Below are 19,219 nucleotides of genomic sequence, written 5' to 3'. Positions count from 1 at the left end.
ACGGACTGCTACCCTGCCGCTTGCAATGAGGCCTCAATCACAGCTGGCGAGAGGACATATTGCGTCACCAAAGCGCTCGCCCCGAGGATTGCAGCCTGCTCCCCCGCCATCGAAAGACCAATGCGCAAGTGCGAGGTAGCCAAAGGTAGCGAGCGCCGATAGACCACTTCCCGCACCCCGGCCATTAGGTGTTCGCCCACTTGGCCAAGGCTGCCGCCTATCACAATCATGGAGGGGTTCAGCAGATTCACCACGGTGGCCAAAACATCCCCCACGTCCCGGCCTGCTTGCCGCAAAGCGTGGATCGCCTGCAAATTTCCCTCAGCAACTAGGCGAAGAACGTCGTCGCCGTTAGTCGCGCTAACGCCAGCTTCGGTGAGGGCTTTGGCGATCGCGGGGCCGGATGCGATCGCTTCGAGGCAGCCGTAGTTTCCGCAGCGGCACAGCACTGTGTCCCCACGCGGGACCCGAACATGGCCTAAGTCGCCAGCCGTTCCGTTGGCACCACGTTGGAGTTCACCACTACTGATGATGCCCGCACCAACACCCGTGGCCACTTTGATAAACAGAAAATTTGAGTGATCGGGCCAGAATGCGTTGCGCTCTCCTAGCGCCATGATGTTGACGTCATTGTCCACAAGGACCGGCACGGGGAAGGTTTGTTGAACAAAGGAGACCACGTCAAAGCCGTCCCAGCCGGGCATAATCGGCGGTTTTACTGGCACACCAGTTGCGTGTTCCACCGGACCCGGCAGCCCGATTCCAATACCGGCAAGTTCCTTTGGAGACCGGCCAGAATCGCGCAACAAAGCAGAGCCAGCGTCAACAACCTTCCCCAGGGCCACGTCTGGACCCTGCGCCACGTCTTGCTTGAATCGGCTCTCCGCTAGCACCGTTCCACCGAGGTCCGTCAGAGCCAGATTGACGTGTGTTGCGCCAACATCTGCCGCCAAAACCACGCGAGCTGAGGGTTTAAAAGCTATGCGCGACGGCGGCCTGCCGCCACTAGATGACGCCTCGCCGGCCGGGCCAACGAGACCGGAATTCATCAGCGCATCAATGCGAGCGGCAATGGTTGATCGGGCCAGACCTGTGGTGACTGCGAGCTCCGCGCGGGTGCGGGCCTTACCGTCCCTGAGTAGCTGAAATAAGTCTCCGGCGCGGGACAAGTTGACGTCGGCAGCGTTTTCGCGGTGCGGATCGCTGGGTTCACTCGTGCGCGGGGAGGCAAGGGACATAAATAAGTGATAGCACGAACCAGTTCTGCGTGTCACGCCATAAAAGTATGACGACGACTTCTCAACTTTTGCTTGACGTTCGGCAAAAGTCCCTCTAGCTTGATTGTGAGACAGATCAGTGGCGAGGCCATCCCCTGACGTGGAACACACACCCTATTCTTTGAACTACTAGTCCCCTAAAGGAATCCGATGACGTACTCACTTCAGCTCTACACACTCCGCAACGCGATCGCCGAGGACCTTCCCGGCACCATCGCAAAGGTGGCTCAGATTGGTTACACCAAGGTGGAGCCGTACAACTTCGTTGCCACAGCCAAGGAGCTTGGCGCAGCCCTGAAAGAAAATGGGCTCACAGCCCCTTCCGGCCACGCTCCCCTGTTAAGCAAAGACCAGGATGAGATCTTTGCCGCCGCCAAGGAACTGGGCATCTCAATTGTGATCGACCCTTTCCACCCCGCCGAGCATTGGCAAAGTGCCGAGGACATTCAGGCCACCGCCGCGAAGCTCAACCAAGCTGCCAAAAAAGCCGCTGAATACGGAATCCGGGTGGGCTACCACAACCACGAATGGGAGCTCTCTTCCAAGATTGAGGGCCAGTCGGCGCTCGAGTACTTCGCAGGACTCTTGGACCCCGAAGTGGTCCTTGAAGTAGACACTTATTGGGCCTCAGTAGGTGGCGAGGACCCTGTGGAGTTGTTGGCCCGTTTGGGTGATCGGGTGAAGCTCATTCACATCAAGGACGGGCCCGGTAACCGTGACACCAAGGCCCAAAAGCCCGCCGGCCAAGGCAGCATCCCCGTCCTAGACGTGATCAACGCCGCGAAGTCGCTCGAAGTGGGTGTGGTGGAATTTGACGACTACTCGGAAGACATTTTTGAAGGTATCGCCCAGAGCTTGGCCTACCTGACCGAAGCAGCAGGAAAGGGTTCCGAGGCATGAGCCAGGATTACTTAAACACCCCGTCCGCCCGCCGAGGCCCCGTTGGAGTTGCTGTAATTGGCGCTGGCAACATTAGCAAGCAGTATCTGGATAACATCGCGGTGTTCCCAGACCTCAAGGTATTGGTGATTGCTGACCTCTTTGAGGAAGCCGCCCAAGCCCGCGCCAAGGAGTACAACATCCCCGAATGGGGCGGCGTTGACAAGGCACTCAACCACCCAGACGTTGAGCTCATTGTGAACCTGACCATTCCGGCAGCGCACGTTGAAGTGGCCACTGCAGCAGTCAAGGCCGGCAAACACGTTTGGACAGAAAAGCCTTTCTCGCTAGACCGTGAATCCGGGCTGGAACTGCTCAAAACCGCGCAAGAAGCAGGCATTCGTTTGGGCTGCGCCCCGGACACCTTTTTGGGTGCCGGTATTCAAACTGCTCGCCGGATCATTGAGCGCGGGGACATTGGCACACCACTGACCGCATTGACCATGTTCCAAACGCCCGGACCTGAGTCGTGGCACCCGAACCCGGCCTTTTTGTTCCAGCACGGCGCAGGCCCGTTGTTCGATATGGGCCCGTACTACGTCACGGCCCTGGTCCAAGCCTTTGGTTCAGTCCGCAAGGTGGCCGCTATTGGCTCCAAAGCCAAAGAGACCCGCGTGGTTGGCTCCGGGCCCAAGGCTGGCGAGGAATTCGCCGTCGAAGTTCCCACCCACGTTTCGGCGATGCTGCAGTTCGAAGGCGGCGCGTCCTCGCACAGTGTGTTCAGTTTTGAATCCCCACTCAAGCGGGCAGGGTTTGTGGAAATCACCGGAACTGAGGGAACCCTGGTGGTTCCTGACCCCAACTATTTCGACGGCGAACTGAAGCTGTGGCGCGCTGACGTGGACTCGCCTGAGGTCATTCAGGCGACGGGACCAGCCGTGGGCCGCGGAATGGGCGCCCTAGATATGGCGCGTTCCTTGCGCGCCGGTGTGCCGCACCGCGCCCCGGGTGAACTCGCGTTCCACGTGGTGGACACCTTGGTGTCCATCACCGAGTCAGCACAACACGGCGAATTTGTGGCGGTGGAAAGCTCCGCCACACAAACACCAGCCCTGCCTGAGGACTGGGACCCAGCGGCCGCCACCCTTGAGGCTACGTCGTGAGCACGGAGGCCTCCCGGAGTTCACCGGGCGGCTCAACGCTAGGTGTGGCGATGATTGGTTACGCGTTTATGGGTAAGGCTCATTCGAATGCGTGGCGGAATGTTGCCTCCTACTTTGACGTCCCGGCCGTTGAGCAAAAAGTTTTGGTGGGCACTGATCTTGAACGTGTTGCGGAAGCTGCCCAGCGTTATGGTTGGGCGGAGTCGGCCACGGATTGGCGCGAGGTCATTGCCCGCGATGACATTCATATTGTGGACATTTGTGCCCCCGGTTTTTTGCATGCCGAGATTGCTATCGCGGCGCTGCAGGCAGGTAAGCATGTGCTGGTGGAGAAGCCCTTGGCTAACACGGTGCGTGAGGCTGAGGACATGGTGACCGCGGCAACTGCAGCCGCGGCTAAGGGCGTGCAGTCGATGGTGGGTTTCACGTACCGGCGTGTCCCTGCCCTGGCCTTGGCCAGGGAGCTCATCAGCGAGGGCCGGCTAGGAACCATCACGCAGGCACGGGTTTCATATTTGCAGGACTGGCTTTCCGATGCCCAGGCACCCATGACGTGGCGTTTACGCAAGGACACTGCCGGTTCCGGGGCCCTGGGAGACATTGCCTCTCATGCCGTTGATCAGGTCCTTTACCTCTTGGGTGAGGACGTCACCGACGTTAGCGGACGCTTACACACCTTTACCGCTCAACGTCCTGGCCCGGACGGCCTTGAAGAGGTAACAGTCGATGACGCCGCGTGGGCCACGCTGACTCTTACCTCCGGGGCTATCGCCTCAGTGGATGTTTCACGGGTAGCCACGGGCCGGAAAAACGCGTTGAGTGTGGAGATCTACGGGGATAAAGGCGCGCTGAAGTTTGATCTTGAACGCCTTAACGAGCTCGAATTCCTTGACGCCACTGCACCAGTACGCGAGCAGGGATTCCGGAGCATTCTGGTCAGCGAACCCGCACACCCTTACATCCAAGCATGGTGGCCTCAAGGCCACTTCCTGGGGTGGGAGCATGCTTTTACGCACCAACTCAACGACTTCCTCAGGGGCGTTGCGGACGGAACTGCCCCCACGCCCTCGTTCCTTGACGGGCTAAAAGTTCAACGTATTTTGGCTGGTATCGAAGAGAGTTCAGCGGCTAAAAGTTCACTCATCCAGCTCAACGAATCCCCTACCGAAGGAGCCTGACATGCCCCGCCCGTACACACTTTTCACCGGCCAATGGGCTGACCTTCCCTTTGAAGAAGTAGCCAAGCTCGCTTCCGAATGGGGTTATGACGGACTCGAGATCGCTGTCTCTGGTGACCACCTAGACGCCTGGCGTTGGGATGAGCCCGGCTATGTAGAGTCAAAACTGGCCGTGCTAGAGAAATACAACCTAAAAGTCTGGGCTATTTCTAATCACCTCAAGGGCCAAGCCGTGTGTGATGACCCCATCGACTTCCGCCACCAAGCCATAGTGGGATCCAAAGTCTGGGGCGACGGGGACCCCGAAGGAGTCCGCCAACGCGCTGCAGAAGAAATGAAACAAACCGCACGCCTAGCCAAGGCACTCGGTGTGAAAACCGTGGTCGGGTTCACCGGATCCTCGATCTGGCAATACGTTGCCATGTTCCCGCCCGTCCCAGCCTCAGTGATCGAGGCCGGATACCAAGACTTCGCAGACCGCTGGAACCCGATCCTAGACGTCTTTGATGAGTGCGGAGTGCGTTTTGCCCACGAGGTTCACCCATCTGAGATCGCTTACGACTACTGGACCACTGTGCGGACACTTGAAGCGATTGGCCACCGCGAGGCGTTCGGTCTGAACTGGGACCCGTCCCACTTTATGTGGCAAGGCATTGACCCGGTCTCCTTCATCTGGGACTTCAAAGACCGGATTTATCATGTGGATTGCAAAGACACCAAGCTGCGCCCCACCGGCAGGAACACCATCATGGGGTCTCATTTGCCGTGGGGAGATCCGCGCCGTGGTTGGGACTTTGTCTCGGCAGGCCGCGGCGATGTTCCATGGGAATCATCCTTCCGGGCTTTGTCCGCGATCGGCTATAACGGCCCCATCTCAATCGAATGGGAAGACGCCCGAATGGATCGGCTCCACGGAGCCCCCGAAGCGCTTGCAGCACTCAAAAAATTCGACTTCCCGCCCTCACAAACCAGCTTCGACGCCGCATTCAGCCACCAGGACTAACACAGCATGCTAGAAAACACGGCGCCTAACGACGGTTTCGTCCCACTATTCAACGGCACAACCCTTGACGGATGGCGGGCCGTGCCCCGCATCTATGGGACGTTGTACCCCGGCGGCCCCGGTGTGCTGGACATCTTCGCCGCGAACGGCCGCGAAGTCCCAGTGGACCCTGAAAAGCACCCCGCCCGGTGGTTCGTACAGGACGGTGTCTTGGTTGGCGAGCAAGACACCCCCGGCAGCGGATACGGCGGATATCTAGTGACCGAGCAGGCCTACGACGACTTCGAACTGGTCTTGGAGATGCGGCCCGATTGGCCCGCGGACACCGGCGTAATGCTCCGGCGCCGCCCGGAAAGCTGGGAGGGTTTCCAGGTCTTGGTAGACCACCGTCCTTCCGGTGGCATCGGGGGATTCTTCGGCAACGGCCTGGCCAGTTTCTCGGCGGTGCCGTTCGCCGTCGATGCAGACACCGATGCGGACGGCCGCCCTACCGGACTTATCGCCGACAATCCGGAAACATCTGTGGAGCCAGTGACGGAAGAGAAGCGTTCCCGGCTCAGCTACGCCGCGGACGTCGACGATTTCCTCAAAGTTTGGCGCTGGGATGATTGGAATGAACTCCGGATCCGCTGCGTCGGTGCACTGCCAGTCATTACTACCTGGGTTAACGGGCTGAAAATCGGGGAACTGAACACAGCTACCCTAGACTCGCCGGATTACAACCCGGCGGACGTCTTGGAAGCACTCGGTGAACGCGGACACATTGCTTTGGAAGTGCACGACAACGATTCGTATTTCGGGGAAGCCCGCTGGGGCCGAGGCGCACAATGCCGATGGAGGAACATCCTCATCAAAGAACTGACCCCTACTGAGGAGGCACTGTGATCCGCAGACTCAACGCCGATGGTGGTGCCACCGTCAAAGTTGACGTGGGCCCGGGCCACTGCGATGGCCCAGAATACTCCCCGGACGGCAAGTGGCTTTACCTGAATACGGAATCCTTCAGCACAGAACCCGGCCACGCCCAACTGGCCCGGATCCAGGCAGATGGCAGCGGATTCGAGCAGCTGCTCAAGTCCAAGACCGTCGACTGGTTCCCGCATCTTTCCCCCGACGGACAATACGCCAGTTACATCCAGTTCCCCAGTGGCACGGTGGGCCACCCCGCTGACTTGCCAGTCGACGTCGTACTTGTCTCGACCCAGGACTGGACCACTTCCCTCCAAACATGGCCACTTTTCGGTGGTCAAGGTACCCTCAACGTCAACAGCTGGTCGCCGGACTCCGCGCATTTTGCATTTGTGGCGTACCCGCTCACTGACTCAATAAAGGACTAACTACGTGATCCCTAATACCGGCACCTCCGACGGAACCATCCGCTGGGGCATCCTTGGCACCGGTTTTATTGCCGGGCTGCAAACGAAAGACTTGATTGAGAACGGCTTTGCGGTCCAGGCCGTGGGGTCCCGCAGTCTCGAATCAGCTCAAGCCTTCCGTGAAGAGTTTGGTATCCCCACCGCTCACGGTAGCTACGAAGATCTGGTGGCAGACCCTAATGTGGACGTGATTTACGTTGCCACGCCGCACCCCTTCCACCACGCAAATGCGCTCCTGGCTCTGCGCGCTGGGAAACACGTGCTGGTGGAAAAATCCTTCACCATGAACGCCCGTGAAGCAGAAGAACTTGTTGACTGTGCCCAGTCCAATGGTCTGGTTATTCTCGAGGCCATGTGGACGCGCTTCCTTCCGCACATGGTCCGGATTCGCGAGATCATCAACGCCGGGACCATTGGCGAGGTCCGGAAAGTGGTGGCAAGCCACAACCAGAGCCTGCCTCGCGATCCTGCCCACAGGATTAACGATCCGGCTTTGGGCGGCGGAGCTTTGTTGGACTTGGGTATTTACCCGATTTCCTTTGTTTTTGACATTCTGGGCGCCCCTGAACAGATCCATGCCAGCGCCACAATGACGGAAACCGGTGTGGACGGGCAAACTGCTGCGATCTTTGACTACCCGGACGGTGGGCAGGCGGTGGTGGATTGTGAGCTAGATGCTGCCGGGCCCAACCGAGCAGTGGTCATTGGTAGCCAGGGCTGGATCGACATCGAATCCACCTGGTACGTACCAACACCGTTTAAGGTTTTTGACCTCGACGGCACTGAGCTAGAGAGTTTTGATCAACCGGTGAAGGGCCGGGGTATGCAGTTCCAAGCCGCAGAGCTGGAGCGGTTGGTTAGCACAGGTGCCACCTCCGGGACCATTCTTCCGCCCTCGGAAAGTGTGCAGATTATGTCCGCCATGGACGAGATTCGCCGCCAGATTGGCCTGAGGTACAACGCTGATAAGGAGTTGGGTTCCAATGACTGATTCGGCCCGTTTCACCGAACTGCTACGGCAAGAGGACGAGCTAGTCTTCCCCCAGTTTGACCATGGTGATGCGTGGGAGCTGGGGTCATTGATCGCCAACCGCGCCATTACCCTGGATGCTGGCGTGATGATCGATATTCGCCGGCACAATATGATCCTGTTCCGCTGTGTTCTGCCTGGTGCCACGGCGGATCAAGAGGCGTGGGTCCGCCGCAAGTCCGCCTCGGTCCTACGCTTTGAGCACAGCACCGCGTTGTTGTCTGAGCAGTTTTCGGCCCGGAGTCCCTTGGGCGGCGGTTGGCTTGCACCCGAGGAGTACACCTTGGCTGGCGGCTCCTTCCCCATTCGGGTCCGCGGCACCGGAGTTATTGGGGCGATAACCGTTTCTGGGCTGTCCTCGGAGGAGGATCACCAGCTGGTGGTGGACAGCATCCGGACGTACCTCGCGGGGCAAAGCCGAGACTAAAGTTTGACTTATGACGTACACCATCCGCCCGGCAACCACGTCCGACGCCGAGGCGCTGGCTGAGCTGGCCGCCGTCACCTTTCCGCTGGCCTGCCCGCCCACCTCCTCACCGGCCGATATTTCCGCGCACATTGCCCGAACCCTGAGTGTGGGGTCTTTCGCGGAGTACCTCGCGGACGCTGGGGTAACCATCACCGTCCTAGAAAACGAGGTTGGTCTACGGGCTTACTCGCTGATGGTGAACCGCCCCACCACTGACCCAGACGTTGCCGCAGCCCTGACGCTGCTGCCTTCGGTGGAGTTGAGCAAGTTTTACGTCCACCCCGATTTCCACGGCCAAGGTGCTGCGGCGAGGCTGATGCAGGCGAGCCTAGACACTGCCGGGAAGCTTGCGGGAAATCCGGCCGGAATATGGCTCAACGTCAACCAAAACAATCCACGCGCACTCCGCTTTTACGGCAAATCAGGGTTCACCCAAGTGGGAGTCAAAACCTTTCACTTGGGCGACTCCGTGGAAAACGACTTTGTGATGGAACGCCCACTGCAATGAGGGAATGTTCCGTTGTCTGTCAGGGTTTGAGCCAGTATGAAGATTGAGATCTGGTCCGATGTTGCCTGCCCGTGGTGCTACATCGGCAAACGCCGTTTTGAGTCCGCCCTCGCCGAATTCCCGCACAAGGACAAGGTTGAGGTGAAGTGGCGCAGCTTCCAGCTGGACCCCACACTCCCGGAACACTATGACGGCACCGAACTGTCCTACCTCAGCGAGCGCAAGGGCTTGGACCCCGAGCAGGTCAAGGGTATGTTCGCCCATGTGGCCCAGCAGGCCGCCGGCGAAGGCCTGAGCTATGACTTCGATTCCGTGGTGGTAGCCAATAGTTTCACCGCCCACCGGTTGATCCATTTGGCGGAGGAGTCCGGTAAGGGCGCCGAAGCTAAAGAGCGCCTGTTGAGCGATCACTTTGAGCACGGCAAGGACATCGGGAACACCGAGCACCTGCAGGAACTTGGCACCAGCTTGGGTTTGGTTGCGGAGGACGTTTCCGCCATGTTGAACTCGGACCGTTTCGCTGAGGACGTCCGTCACGACTTCGCCGAAGCCCGCGCTTTGGGTGTGAGCGGTGTGCCGTTTTTTGTGATCGACCGTAAATACGGGATCTCCGGAGCTCAACCTGCCGAGGTTTTCGCCTCCGCTTTGGAACAGGCATGGGCTGAAGCCAACCCCTTGATCAATGTTGGCGCCACGGATGCTGAGGCTTGCGGCCCGGACGGTTGCGCCATCTAGCGAGCCGCCGTCGTCGTTCCCTCGATGCATACTTTGCTGACATAAACAGCTAATCTGTCTTTATGCCTAAAATTTCCGCGTCGAGTAACGTGGCCCAGCGTGCCGAAACTCAGCGACGCATCCTCACCGCCTTCGGCGAGCTCCTATTTACGCATGGACTCCCCGGACTGACTATGACGGATGTGGCACGGCACGCTGGTGTGGGGCGGACGGCCGTGTACAACTACTACGCGGACATGGAGCAGCTGCTGATCTCCTACGCGCTGGACGAGACGGAAAAGTTCATCACTGAGCTGCGCGCTGACCTCAACGCTGTGGCGAACCCGGTGGGGAAACTGGCCGTGTACATCCGCGCCCAAGTGGAGGACCTCACGCGCAGGCATTTACCGCCAGGACCAGCCATGGGCGCTGTACTTTCGCCGGGTTCTTTCGCGAAGTTAGCGGACCACGTTTCTGATTTGAACTTACTTTTGCAAGAGATCCTGCAGGATGGGATTGACCAGGGCTTTTTGCCGGAATCCGATGTCACGGCCACCGCGCAGCTCATTCATGGCACCCTCGCCTCAAGCGCATCGCGCGGCAAGGCCAGCGAGCCGGGCTCCCCCGACCTCGAGCGGCACATTGAGTCCACCGTGCGCTTTATTCAGCACGGCGCCGGTGCCATGTTCGACGCCGAGGGGAACCCCATGGTGATCGCCGCACCTGACGCCGTGGCTGAAAAACCTGCGGCTGAAAAAGCTGTGGTTGAGTCAGCAGCCTGACTTACTTTTTCGCCGCGGGAGTGGCCGGGATCGTGGCAACGGGTGTGCCGTTGGAAACCCTGCGCTCTTCGCGCGGGCACTGTAGTGCACCGGGGGTTTGGTCAACTAACTCCGTTTTAGTCAGAGCCTTGAAATTCGTGCTGACAATCAGATCAACACTGGCGTCCGTGCGGTTGTCCTGAACATAGTCTGAACCAGGGGTGTTGCGCTGGACATTAAAGGCACCGAGCTGGCCCGTGGCACCGGAGACCACTACCGCCGTTCCTTGGTAGTTGATGGCCTTGTTACCCACTTCGCCAAGTTTGTACTTGCGCGCCCTCAATTCCGCTGCAACCTTCGAGGCCAGCCCGGGGATGTTCGTGGAGTTGTAGACGTTGACCTTGATCTTGTCATTGGGCTGGTAGTCAAACTTGGTTGCCGGGCAAGCCGAGCTAAATGTTGGGCTGGGCGTGCTGGAGGGGAACGCAATGTAGCCCTTCATAATGGCTAATGCCCCAACAATGGCGGCCACTACAAGGCCCACCAATAGTGTCAGAACAATCCCGTGAACCAACCTCCGGCGGTACCTTCCCGGGTTTTCCTCAGCTTCATCATCTGGGACAAAAGTCTCGCGAAGGTCATTCCCGCTGATCACCCGGTGCCCGTGAAGGTGGGACGGGTCCTTAGCCATCGATGACCAAAACTCGGGCATGGATGGCCGTGCGCTGATGCAGAGCCGTCCGCACTGCCCGGTGCAGGCCATCCTCAAGGTAGAGGACACCTTGGTATTGAACAACGTGGGGGAACAAGTCGCCAAAAAACGTCGAGTCCTCGGCGAGGAGGGCATCTAGGTCTAGGGTGCGCTTGGTGGTGACCAGCTCATCCAGGCGAATGGGGCGCGGCGCCAATTTCACCCAGTCTTTAGGCGTGTTGTATCCATGGTCGGGATAAGGGCGCCCGTCGCCCACGGCTTTGAAGATCACCTATCCAGCGTAGAGACCCGCGGCCATCCTGTGAACGACGCGCGCAGTGTCCGGTGTGTTTGTAGCCAAATGGTGATCATTTGTCCGCGCCACTCGGCGGGGAGAACAATGGGAGTATGACTGCTCCCGCTGCGCACGCCGCCCGCCCGCCACTCGCCCTGCTCCTTGACGTTGACGGTCCGGTGGCTAGCCCGGAGACGAGGCAAGTGAAGCCGGAAATCATTTCCGAGCTGATTGCATTGGCCACCGCAGGGGTTCCGGTTATTTTCAACACCGGCCGCTCCGATTCCTTTATTAAGGAACAGGTGATGACACCCATGCTCGCTGCGGGGATACCGGAGGGCGTCACCATTCATGCCATTTGTGAAAAGGGTGCCGTGTGGTTCAGCTTTGATTCCAAAGGGGACAGCCAAATACAGGTGGACCGGGAGCTGGCGGTACCGGCCGCCTACGCTCAGAGTGTTCTGGAATTGGTGGAGCGCGAATTCACCGATCACATGTTTTATGACCACACCAAGCACGCCATGGTTTCGGTGGAGCAGCGCACTGACGTCAGCAACAAGGACTATCTGGCCGTTCAGGGCGCTTTTGATCAGAAAGCGCTTGAGTTGATGGGCCAACACGGGCTCAGCGCAACCATTTTGGACCACACAAAGAGTGCCTCTGTGGCTGAGTTAAGGTCCGACGACGGCCCGGACTTCCAGCTGGACCCCACCATTATTTCCACCGACATTGAGTCGGTGCACTTGGGTAAAGACTTGGGCGCCTCGCGCGCCGTCGAACTTTTGACTGCTGCCGGGATTGCGCCACTGGCGTGGCGGACAGTGGGCGATTCACGCACTGACTACGCCATGGCTGACTGGCTTCACCACCACAATCACGAGGTCAAGCACGTTGATGTGCGTCCGGCAGATGGCGTTCCAGAGAAGCCGTATCAGGTGCTGACTGCCTCGGATTTGGGCCTGGGGCCAGAGGTTATTCATGACCACGCTGGTGGGGCTTTTTTGCGGCGTTGGCGTGAGGAATTTGCTGGCTGAACGCAGGTTTATAGCGTGGCGAGTATGCCGGCAGCGCTTTCCATAGCGCCAGGAACCATGGAGTAGTAGGCCCACGTTCCGCGCTTTTCGCGGTGCAGGAGGCCAGCATCAACGAGAATTTTAAGGTGGTGCGAAACCGTTGGCTGACCCAGTCCTAAGGGTTCGGTGAGGTCGCAGACGCAAGACTCGCCTGAACTTTCGGCTTTGACGATTGAGAGCAGCCGCAACCTATTGGGATCTGCCAAGGCTTTGAAAAGTTGCGCCTTTTGCTGCGCTTCTTCCGCACTCAAGGCTGGCTTTGCGGTGGGCACACAGCACGCAGCCGCCGCCTGAGGCTCAAGAGTTTGCACAGTGTTCACGCTTCCCATTATGCACATATATTGACATTCATCGATACAGCTGGTGATACTTCCTATATCGATCTTCATCAATTTACCCCGATCCACTCAGGAGCTTTGTGAGCATCCCAACCCAAACGCCACCACGTGAGCGCGGCGGACCTCAAGACAGCAAAGCTACCGTGGTGGGCAAGCTCTCCACACTTGATCGGTTTTTGCCCGTTTGGATCATCGCGGCCATGGCCTTAGGGCTCCTCTTGGGCAACCTCATCCCCGGGCTAAACACGGCACTTGAAGCAGCCAAGATGGGCCAAGTGTCCCTGCCGATTGCGGTGGGTCTGCTGGTGATGATGTACCCGGTTCTCGCCAAAGTCCGCTTTGATCAAACGCACCGCGTGTTAGCTGACCGGAAGTTGATGATCACCTCACTGATCCTCAACTGGCTGGTGGCACCGGCGGTGATGTTCGCACTGGCGTGGATCTTTATCCCGGATCTCCCCGAATACCGCACCGGCCTGATCATTGTTGGCCTGGCCCGCTGCATCGCCATGGTGATGATTTGGAACGATCTTGCCTGCGGGGATCGCGAGTCAGCAGCAGTTTTGGTATTTATCAACTCAATCTTCCAGGTCATTGCCTTCGGTGCGCTGGGGTGGCTCTACCTCCAGTGGCTGCCAGCACTTCTTGGTCTACCCACCACCAGCGCTGACTTCTCTTTCTGGGCCATCACCACCTCGGTGCTGATCTTCTTGGGCATCCCGCTGATCGCAGGATTCCTCACCCGCACCCTTGGTGAGAAAGCTAAGGGCCGCGACTGGTATGAGGACACGTTCCTCCCAAAACTTGGCCCGTGGGCTCTCTACGGGCTGCTGTTCACCATCACTTTGCTCTTCGCGTTGCAGGGCCAAAGAATCACCGCCCAACCACTAGACGTAGCCCGCATCGCCTTGCCCTTATTGGTCTATTTTGTGGTGGTTTTTGGTGCAAGTATGTTCCTAGGCCGCCTCTTGAAACTGGGCTACGCAAAGACCACCACACTGGCCTTTACCGCCGCCGGCAACAACTTCGAGCTGGCCATCGCTGTGGCGATTGGCACCTTCGGAGTGGCTTCCGGCCAAGCCCTGGCCGGCGTCGTCGGGCCTTTGATTGAAGTCCCAGTGCTCGTGGCCCTTGTCTACGCCGCCCTGTGGGCCCGCAAACGTTATTTCCCCACCACATCACAGCTCTAACTTGGAGAACATTATGACTACTGAAACCACCAAAAAGCCGTCCGTCCTGTTCGTCTGCGTCCACAACGCTGGACGCTCACAGATGGCAGCTGCGTTTCTGACCACTCTCTCCGCCGGCACCATCGAAGTCCGGTCCGCCGGCTCGCAGCCAGCCGATCAGGTCAACCCGGCAGCCGTGGAAGCCATGGCCGAGGTCGGGATCGACATGTCAGCCGAAATCCCCAAGGTCCTCACCACCGAGGCCGTTAAGGAGTCCGACGTCGTTATCACCATGGGCTGCGGCGATACCTGCCCAATTTTCCCCGGCAAACGTTACGAGGACTGGGAGCTCGAGGACCCGGCCGGCCAAGGTGTGGAGTCCGTTCGCCCCATCCGCGACGAAATCAAAACCCGCATCGAAGCCCTCATCGCCTCCCTCGCCTAGCCACTCCCTTCTGTACCTACCACCTCTATACACAGCACTTCTTTACACAACCCCATAAGAAAGAATCGGCACCATCATGGAGTCAGCCAACCAGGTTCCCATCGCCGTCATCGGAGCAGGTCCAGTAGGGCTCGCAGCCGCCGCTCATTTGCTGGAACGCGGCCTGGACCCTATTGTCTTCGAAGCCGGCTCGACGGCGGGTGCAGCCATTGAACAATGGCGACACATTCGTTTGTTCTCGCCGTGGCGGTTCAACCTTGACGCTGCTGCCGTCCGACTTTTGGAGGGAACCGGCTGGGAGTCTCCACGCCCCACGGCGCTCCCCTACGGCGGGGAATTGATCGAGAACTACCTCACACCACTGGCCAACACTCCAGAGATCGCCTCGCGCCTGAACACTGGCGCCAAAGTGATTGCGGTAACCCGTCAGGGGCTGGACAAAACACACTCCCGCAACCGGGAGACCACACCATTTGTGGTCCGGGTGGAAGACCAAGACGGTAGTGTTCGTGACCATGTTGTGGCAGCTGTCATTGACGCCTCCGGCACCTGGTCCACCCGGAATCCCTTGGGCACCTCGGGGCTTCCCGCCTTAGGCGAAGCCGCAGCTTCCAAGCATATTTCCGCGTCCCTTCCAGACGTTGTGGGACGGGACCGGGCTGCATTTGCTGCTCGCCGTGTCCTAGTGGTTGGCGCGGGTCACTCGGCGGCAAATACCCTGATCAACCTAGCCGCGCTGGTCCGCGAGGAACCGGACACCACCATCCTCTGGGCAGTGCGCGGTCCCTCCGCTGAAAAGGTTTACGGTGGCGAGGATTCTGATGGCCTACCTGCCCGCGGCCAGCTAGGCTCACGCCTGCGGCGCTTGGTGGAGGCCGGAACCATCGAATTGCACACCGGCTTTGGCATCCGCTCTCTCAACACCGTAAACAACGGAGTTGTTATTGACGCTGTGGACGGCCGCACTCTGGAAGCGGACATAGTTGTCCCGTGCACCGGGTTCCGGCCGGACTTGGACATCTTGCGCGAGCTTCGCCTAGACCTTGACCCGGCTGTGGAAGCACCTACTCAACTTGGTCCACTGATTGATCCGGAGTTTCACTCGTGTGGCACGGTGGCACCACATGGCGCCAAAATGCTCGCCCACCCCGAGAAGGACTTTTACATCGTTGGGATGAAGTCCTACGGACGCGCACCAACCTTCCTTCTGGCCACCGGCTACGAGCAAGTCCGCTCAGTGGCGGCTGCGCTGGCAGGTGACCACGCGGCGTCGGACGCTGTTCATCTTGAATTACCGGAAACCGGTGTCTGCTCTGCTGGCGCGGGAACCAGCTGCGACGCCCCCAGCTCTGCAATACCAGAAGCGGCAGAGCCGGCGTCGAGCTGCTGCGCTCCTGCCGCCGTGACAGTGGCCTCCCTCCTCTAGGCCTTCCAGCCCAGTTGCTCGCCTTCCTGCCCAAATACCCTTTCCGCAGGCGGGCCAAACCCTTGAAATCTAGGGGAATTTGCTGCCAAATAATCTTGCACCAACGCAGCAACTGGGCAGGAAGGTCACGCCGACAACGGGGTTTCACAGAGTTTCGCGGGGTTCCCCCGTGCCCGAGATCGGATTAGGGGGCCGGGTTATCATTCAAAGAGCACACTCCCCCAACTTTTCTGGAGATTTACCATCACTAACGCGCCCACGCAGCAGCAAGAAATCCACTACGGTGGACCTGCCTCCGACGAGGAAACTAACCTTGTCCGTCCCATTTCAGCTGCTGCGGGTGCCCGTCTCAAAAACCGAACTGACGTGGTTCTAGACGCGGGGCGTTACTCGCTCCTGAACCAAGACCGCACCCCGTACCAGGCGATGGTGGAGGACCTGCTGTTTATTCGTAAGGTACTGGCCGACGCCGATCTGCCGTACCTTTTGGTGCGTGGCAACAGTGACCGCCCGGTGATCGCAGTGGACTGGAAGAGCCGCAAAAAGATGCGTGCTGCGCTGGTTGCTGCCTGCCTCAATGAGCCGTTCTACTCGATGACGGTTGATGCCAAACAAAAAAGCTCACTGCTCGTTGCGGATGGAAAGCTCTCCACCAACCCCAAGGCACGGATCTTCCGCCTCTACCGGCCCAGCATCGAACCCAAGGGCGGGCTGCGGTACGGCGCGGCCCTTGGTGTGCAGCTGGAATTGTGGAGCTTTGAAGGCGAGCAACTGGTGTTGCCTATAGAAAACTCCCTGACCCGGCGCACCATGCTGGCTCAAGATGCAGTTCGCGGCACCGTGGACCGCTACGGCCACTCTTGGCCCACCATTGAAAATATGTTCGCCGATCACGCGAGCGACATCCGCTTCGACGTGGATATGGTGTTCTCTTGGGTAGACGGCTCCTCACCCGAGTACATAGCCGCACGCAAAGCACGGATGACGGATGTAGTGGTGGGCGAAGGCGACGATCATGAGGCGCGCTTCCGCCAGATTGACGAGCTGAAATACGCGCTCCGCTCGGTGTACATGTTCGCCCCTTGGGTGCGCCGGATCTTCATCGCCACAGACTCCCCCGCCCCGCACTGGCTGGCCGAACACCCCGGCGTAACCATTGTGCGTAGCGAAGAATTCTTCGCAGACACCTCGGTGCTACCCACTCACAACTCACAAGCTGTGGAATCCCAGCTTCACCGAATTGACGGTCTATCAGAGCACTTCTTGTACTCCAATGACGACATGTTTTTTGGCCGGCCCATCAGCCCAGACATGTTTTTCACCCCGGGCGGCATCACTAAGTTCATCGAAGCAGAAACCCGGATCGGGCTGGGTGAGAGCGACACCGAGCGCAGCGGCTTTGAAAACGCGGCCCGGGTTAACCGGAAACTCCTCTGGAACCGCTTCGGCCGGATCACCACACGCCACTTAGAACACTCCGCTGCACCACTGCGCCGCAGCGTCGTGGAGCAGATCGAGAAGGAATTCCCCGAAGAGTTCCGCAAAACTGCGGCCAGCCGTTTCCGTGCAGCTGACAACATCTCCGTGACCAACTCGTTCTACCACTACTTCGCCTTGCTCACCGGGCGTGCAGTGACACAAACCAACGCCAAGGTTCGGTACGTAGACACCACCATGCGTTCCGGCCTGAAATATCTGCCCAAGCTCTTAGCCAAGCGGAACATGGATTTCTTCTGCCTGAATGACGGCAGTTTCCCCGAGGTCCCAGCCGATGAACGCGAAGAAAAGGTTGTTGAATTCTTGGAACGCTACTTCCCGATCAAAGCACCCTGGGAGAACTAGTCCCGGGAGAAACCGTCCGCATCATGCCAGTTTGGGCTGCGCGTTCAGGAATCCGAATTCCTGCCGCGGCCAGCCTGCGCTGAGTTTCGGCAGCATCCACATACTCGCCCACCGTGACACTGCTTCCCAGTGGCACCACTGAGTGGACCACAGTGTGCTCGTAAACGTGTACCAAGTTGAACGCCTGCGCACCATCCTGCCCGCGTGTACCGCCCACAGCAACAGTCAGGTCTTGGGTGTAACAACTGGCCGAGGCCACTGAAACCGGAATGCCGGCGAAGCTCGCCGTCGTCGAATAATGCAGGTGACCAGCCAAAATGGTGCGGACATCCGAGTTCCGCAACACCTCTGCAAGGGCTGCCTGGCCGCGCAGCTCCACCAAAACTGCAAGGTCCAAAACACTCGGCACCGGCGGGTGGTGCATGGCCAAAATGGTGCCGTCCGGGGCTGGAGTTTCCAACTCGTGGGCCAACCACTGAAGCTGCTCGGTACTAATTTCGCCGTGGTGAAAGCCCGGAACTGTGGTGTCCAAAGTGATCACCCGCAGGCCGTTGACTGAATAGACGGCGTCCACCGGGCCACTGTGGCCGGGTTCATCCAGGAGCTCAGTACGGAAATTCGCCCGATCGTCATGGTTGCCCATGGCCAAAATCAGGCGGGCCCCGGACTCTTGGCAAACGGGATCAAGGATTCCGCGCAATTTCCGGTAGGCAGCCGGTTCTCCCTTGTCCGTCAGATCGCCGGTAAGAATGATGGCTTCTGGCCGGAGTCCTGAGGCAAGAAACTCGCCCATCAACTGCCGTAACCGGCCCTCGGCGTCCACCGCTCCGTAAAGAGCTTCCGGACCGCCCACCAGGTGGGTGTCGCTGAGGTGAACCAAAACATGGCGTGGCCGTGGATGTTCGGCCTCGATGAGCTCCATTGCTGCCCTTAGCACTCGTGAAGAGACGGCGTCTCCTCTGTACCCCCAGTAACCCTTATCAAACCAGACAAAAGGCAAACAACATGCAAAGTTTTCCCGGCATGTTGCGGAAAGGGGCACGAATTGATTCTCGCCTTAGGGCTCTATGCCAAGGCGCTTTCGACGGCGGCGATCAACTCGGGTGCATCCGGCTCCACCTTTGAGCCGAACCGGGCCAGGATCTTGCCGTCGCGGCTGACAAGAAACTTTTCAAAGTTCCATTTGATGAGCCCCGGCAGGATGCCGTTTTTGAACTTAGTGAGCTCAGCGTAGAGCGGGTGCTGGTCCTTGCCACGCACGTTGGCTTTTTGAGTTAAGGGGAACGTCACACCGAAGTTGACCTGGCAGAACTCTGCGATCTCCTCATCGGTGCCCGGTTCTTGTCCAGCGAACTGGTTGCAAGGCACTCCAAGGATGTCCAGGCCTTGGTCCTTGTAAGTGGTGTACAGCTTCTGAAGTCCCTCGTATTGCGGAGTGAAGCCACATTTAGATGCGACGTTGACTACCAGAACGGCTTTGCCTTCGAAGCGTCCGAATGTGGTCTCGGTGCCGTCGCTCATAGTCAAGGGTGTGCTGTACAGGGAAGTCATGGTTTTCCTCACGGTCGATGGAGCTACTCAC

The 19,219-nt window shown here is 59.0% G+C and carries 22 protein-coding genes; 16 read left to right on the top strand and 6 right to left on the bottom strand.

From position 1 onward, the window contains the following. Window positions 1-8: 8 nt before the first annotated feature. Complete coding sequence (locus tag ACQR35_RS09320) at window positions 9-1,238, bottom strand: ROK family transcriptional regulator (RefSeq protein WP_430269850.1); 1,230 nt, start codon at window positions 1,236-1,238, stop codon at window positions 9-11. 189 nt (window positions 1,239-1,427) lie between these two features. Here ACQR35_RS09320 and ACQR35_RS09315 point away from each other — a divergent pair, with 189 nt between their 5' ends. From ACQR35_RS09315 to ACQR35_RS09265, 11 genes are all read left to right on the top strand, one after another. Further along, a complete protein-coding gene (locus tag ACQR35_RS09315) occupies window positions 1,428-2,177 on the top strand; it encodes a sugar phosphate isomerase/epimerase family protein (protein WP_430269849.1) in 750 nt (249 codons plus the stop codon). Continuing rightward, window positions 2,174-3,319, top strand: a complete 1,146-nt coding sequence (locus ACQR35_RS09310) for a Gfo/Idh/MocA family protein (protein WP_430269848.1) — start codon at window positions 2,174-2,176, stop codon at window positions 3,317-3,319. The genes ACQR35_RS09315 and ACQR35_RS09310 overlap by 4 nt, the downstream gene beginning before the upstream one ends. A gap of 50 nt (window positions 3,320-3,369) precedes the next feature. Beyond that, window positions 3,370-4,497 carry a Gfo/Idh/MocA family protein gene (locus ACQR35_RS09305; protein ID WP_430269861.1) on the top strand — a complete coding sequence of 376 codons (1,128 nt, stop codon included), beginning with the start codon at window positions 3,370-3,372 and terminating at the stop codon, window positions 4,495-4,497. Window position 4,498: 1 nt separating this feature from the next. Next, on the top strand, window positions 4,499-5,500 hold the full coding sequence (locus ACQR35_RS09300) for a sugar phosphate isomerase/epimerase family protein (protein ID WP_430267437.1): 1,002 nt from the start codon (window positions 4,499-4,501) through the stop codon (window positions 5,498-5,500). A gap of 6 nt (window positions 5,501-5,506) precedes the next feature. Continuing rightward, complete coding sequence (locus tag ACQR35_RS09295) at window positions 5,507-6,385, top strand: 3-keto-disaccharide hydrolase (protein WP_430267436.1); 879 nt, start codon at window positions 5,507-5,509, stop codon at window positions 6,383-6,385. After that, on the top strand, window positions 6,382-6,837 hold the full coding sequence (locus ACQR35_RS09290) for a TolB family protein (protein WP_430269847.1): 456 nt from the start codon (window positions 6,382-6,384) through the stop codon (window positions 6,835-6,837). The genes ACQR35_RS09295 and ACQR35_RS09290 overlap by 4 nt, the downstream gene beginning before the upstream one ends. Window positions 6,838-6,841: 4 nt before the next feature. Further along, window positions 6,842-7,867 carry a Gfo/Idh/MocA family protein gene (locus ACQR35_RS09285; RefSeq protein ID WP_430267434.1) on the top strand — a complete coding sequence of 342 codons (1,026 nt, stop codon included), beginning with the start codon at window positions 6,842-6,844 and terminating at the stop codon, window positions 7,865-7,867. Beyond that, complete coding sequence (locus tag ACQR35_RS09280; RefSeq protein ID WP_430269846.1) at window positions 7,860-8,333, top strand: heme-degrading domain-containing protein; 474 nt, start codon at window positions 7,860-7,862, stop codon at window positions 8,331-8,333. The genes ACQR35_RS09285 and ACQR35_RS09280 overlap by 8 nt, the downstream gene beginning before the upstream one ends. 10 nt (window positions 8,334-8,343) lie before the next feature. Further along, entirely contained in the window at window positions 8,344-8,883 is a 540-nt protein-coding gene (locus tag ACQR35_RS09275) for a GNAT family N-acetyltransferase (RefSeq protein ID WP_430267432.1), read from the top strand. Between the two features lie 36 nt (window positions 8,884-8,919). Next, entirely contained in the window at window positions 8,920-9,618 is a 699-nt protein-coding gene (locus ACQR35_RS09270) for a DsbA family oxidoreductase (protein WP_430269845.1), read from the top strand. A gap of 62 nt (window positions 9,619-9,680) precedes the next feature. After that, on the top strand, window positions 9,681-10,379 hold the full coding sequence (locus ACQR35_RS09265; RefSeq protein ID WP_430267430.1) for a TetR/AcrR family transcriptional regulator: 699 nt from the start codon (window positions 9,681-9,683) through the stop codon (window positions 10,377-10,379). A gap of 1 nt (window position 10,380) precedes the next feature. Here ACQR35_RS09265 and ACQR35_RS09260 read toward each other — a convergent pair whose 3' ends face one another. Together ACQR35_RS09260 and ACQR35_RS09255 are read right to left on the bottom strand one after the other, a co-directional pair. Beyond that, entirely contained in the window at window positions 10,381-11,070 is a 690-nt protein-coding gene (locus tag ACQR35_RS09260; protein ID WP_430267429.1) for a LytR C-terminal domain-containing protein, read from the bottom strand. Then, window positions 11,042-11,341: a type II toxin-antitoxin system VapB family antitoxin gene (locus ACQR35_RS09255; RefSeq protein WP_430267428.1), complete on the bottom strand. Its 300-nt coding sequence runs from the start codon at window positions 11,339-11,341 to the stop codon at window positions 11,042-11,044. The genes ACQR35_RS09260 and ACQR35_RS09255 overlap by 29 nt, the downstream gene beginning before the upstream one ends. 116 nt (window positions 11,342-11,457) lie before the next feature. On the opposite strand from ACQR35_RS09255, the gene ACQR35_RS09250 reads away from it, so the two are divergent. Then, window positions 11,458-12,378, top strand: coding sequence for a hypothetical protein (locus tag ACQR35_RS09250; RefSeq protein ID WP_430267427.1), 921 nt, complete (start codon window positions 11,458-11,460; stop codon window positions 12,376-12,378). Between the two features lie 8 nt (window positions 12,379-12,386). Here the strand turns inward: ACQR35_RS09250 and ACQR35_RS09245 are convergent, their stop codons facing one another. Next, window positions 12,387-12,737 carry an ArsR/SmtB family transcription factor gene (locus ACQR35_RS09245; RefSeq protein ID WP_430267426.1) on the bottom strand — a complete coding sequence of 117 codons (351 nt, stop codon included), beginning with the start codon at window positions 12,735-12,737 and terminating at the stop codon, window positions 12,387-12,389. Window positions 12,738-12,901: 164 nt separating this feature from the next. Here ACQR35_RS09245 and arsB point away from each other — a divergent pair, with 164 nt between their 5' ends. The 4 genes from arsB to ACQR35_RS09225 all read left to right on the top strand — a co-directional run bounded on the left by arsB (window position 12,902) and on the right by ACQR35_RS09225 (window position 17,637). Beyond that, window positions 12,902-13,945, top strand: coding sequence for an ACR3 family arsenite efflux transporter (gene arsB / locus ACQR35_RS09240; protein ID WP_430269860.1), 1,044 nt, complete (start codon window positions 12,902-12,904; stop codon window positions 13,943-13,945). Between the two features lie 13 nt (window positions 13,946-13,958). Continuing rightward, window positions 13,959-14,369 (top strand): arsenate reductase ArsC, encoded by a 411-nt coding sequence (locus ACQR35_RS09235; RefSeq protein ID WP_430267425.1) that lies wholly within the window; start codon window positions 13,959-13,961, stop codon window positions 14,367-14,369. A 76-nt stretch (window positions 14,370-14,445) separates the two neighbouring features. Continuing rightward, window positions 14,446-15,795 (top strand): FAD-dependent oxidoreductase, encoded by a 1,350-nt coding sequence (locus tag ACQR35_RS09230; protein WP_430269844.1) that lies wholly within the window; start codon window positions 14,446-14,448, stop codon window positions 15,793-15,795. A 366-nt stretch (window positions 15,796-16,161) separates the two neighbouring features. Continuing rightward, window positions 16,162-17,637, top strand: coding sequence for a stealth family protein (locus ACQR35_RS09225; protein WP_430269843.1), 1,476 nt, complete (start codon window positions 16,162-16,164; stop codon window positions 17,635-17,637). Here the strand turns inward: ACQR35_RS09225 and ACQR35_RS09220 are convergent. Together ACQR35_RS09220 and ACQR35_RS09215 are read right to left on the bottom strand one after the other, a co-directional pair. Next, window positions 17,615-18,559, bottom strand: coding sequence for a phosphodiesterase (locus ACQR35_RS09220; RefSeq protein WP_430269842.1), 945 nt, complete (start codon window positions 18,557-18,559; stop codon window positions 17,615-17,617). The two genes, ACQR35_RS09225 and ACQR35_RS09220, sit on opposite strands and share 23 nt — an antisense overlap. A gap of 143 nt (window positions 18,560-18,702) precedes the next feature. Then, window positions 18,703-19,188, bottom strand: coding sequence for a glutathione peroxidase (locus ACQR35_RS09215; RefSeq protein ID WP_430267419.1), 486 nt, complete (start codon window positions 19,186-19,188; stop codon window positions 18,703-18,705). Between the last annotated feature and the right edge of the window lie 31 nt (window positions 19,189-19,219).

Origin of the sequence: Pseudarthrobacter sp. J1738 (genome assembly GCF_050490315.1) — a bacterium.
Classification (GTDB): domain Bacteria; phylum Actinomycetota; class Actinomycetes; order Actinomycetales; family Micrococcaceae; genus JBNPEO01.
This window is presented reverse-complemented; position numbering and strand designations above follow the sequence as displayed.

Bases quoted from the DNA above. Each gene is read 5' to 3' on its own strand.
- ACQR35_RS09320 (WP_430269850.1), bottom strand. From the start codon at position 1,238: ATGTCCCTTGCCTCCCCGCGCACGAGTGAACCCAGCGATCCGCACCGC.
- ACQR35_RS09315 (WP_430269849.1), top strand. From the start codon at position 1,428: ATGACGTACTCACTTCAGCTCTACACACTCCGCAACGCGATCGCCGAG.
- ACQR35_RS09310 (WP_430269848.1), top strand. From the start codon at position 2,174: ATGAGCCAGGATTACTTAAACACCCCGTCCGCCCGCCGAGGCCCCGTT.
- ACQR35_RS09305 (WP_430269861.1), top strand. From the start codon at position 3,370: ATGATTGGTTACGCGTTTATGGGTAAGGCTCATTCGAATGCGTGGCGG.
- ACQR35_RS09300 (WP_430267437.1), top strand. From the start codon at position 4,499: ATGCCCCGCCCGTACACACTTTTCACCGGCCAATGGGCTGACCTTCCC.
- ACQR35_RS09295 (WP_430267436.1), top strand. From the start codon at position 5,507: ATGCTAGAAAACACGGCGCCTAACGACGGTTTCGTCCCACTATTCAAC.
- ACQR35_RS09280 (WP_430269846.1), top strand. From the start codon at position 7,860: ATGACTGATTCGGCCCGTTTCACCGAACTGCTACGGCAAGAGGACGAG.
- ACQR35_RS09275 (WP_430267432.1), top strand. From the start codon at position 8,344: ATGACGTACACCATCCGCCCGGCAACCACGTCCGACGCCGAGGCGCTG.
- ACQR35_RS09270 (WP_430269845.1), top strand. From the start codon at position 8,920: ATGAAGATTGAGATCTGGTCCGATGTTGCCTGCCCGTGGTGCTACATC.
- ACQR35_RS09265 (WP_430267430.1), top strand. From the start codon at position 9,681: ATGCCTAAAATTTCCGCGTCGAGTAACGTGGCCCAGCGTGCCGAAACT.
- ACQR35_RS09260 (WP_430267429.1), bottom strand. From the start codon at position 11,070: ATGCCCGAGTTTTGGTCATCGATGGCTAAGGACCCGTCCCACCTTCAC.
- ACQR35_RS09250 (WP_430267427.1), top strand. From the start codon at position 11,458: ATGACTGCTCCCGCTGCGCACGCCGCCCGCCCGCCACTCGCCCTGCTC.
- ACQR35_RS09235 (WP_430267425.1), top strand. From the start codon at position 13,959: ATGACTACTGAAACCACCAAAAAGCCGTCCGTCCTGTTCGTCTGCGTC.
- ACQR35_RS09230 (WP_430269844.1), top strand. From the start codon at position 14,446: ATGGAGTCAGCCAACCAGGTTCCCATCGCCGTCATCGGAGCAGGTCCA.
- ACQR35_RS09220 (WP_430269842.1), bottom strand. From the start codon at position 18,559: ATGGAGCTCATCGAGGCCGAACATCCACGGCCACGCCATGTTTTGGTT.
- ACQR35_RS09215 (WP_430267419.1), bottom strand. From the start codon at position 19,188: ATGACTTCCCTGTACAGCACACCCTTGACTATGAGCGACGGCACCGAG.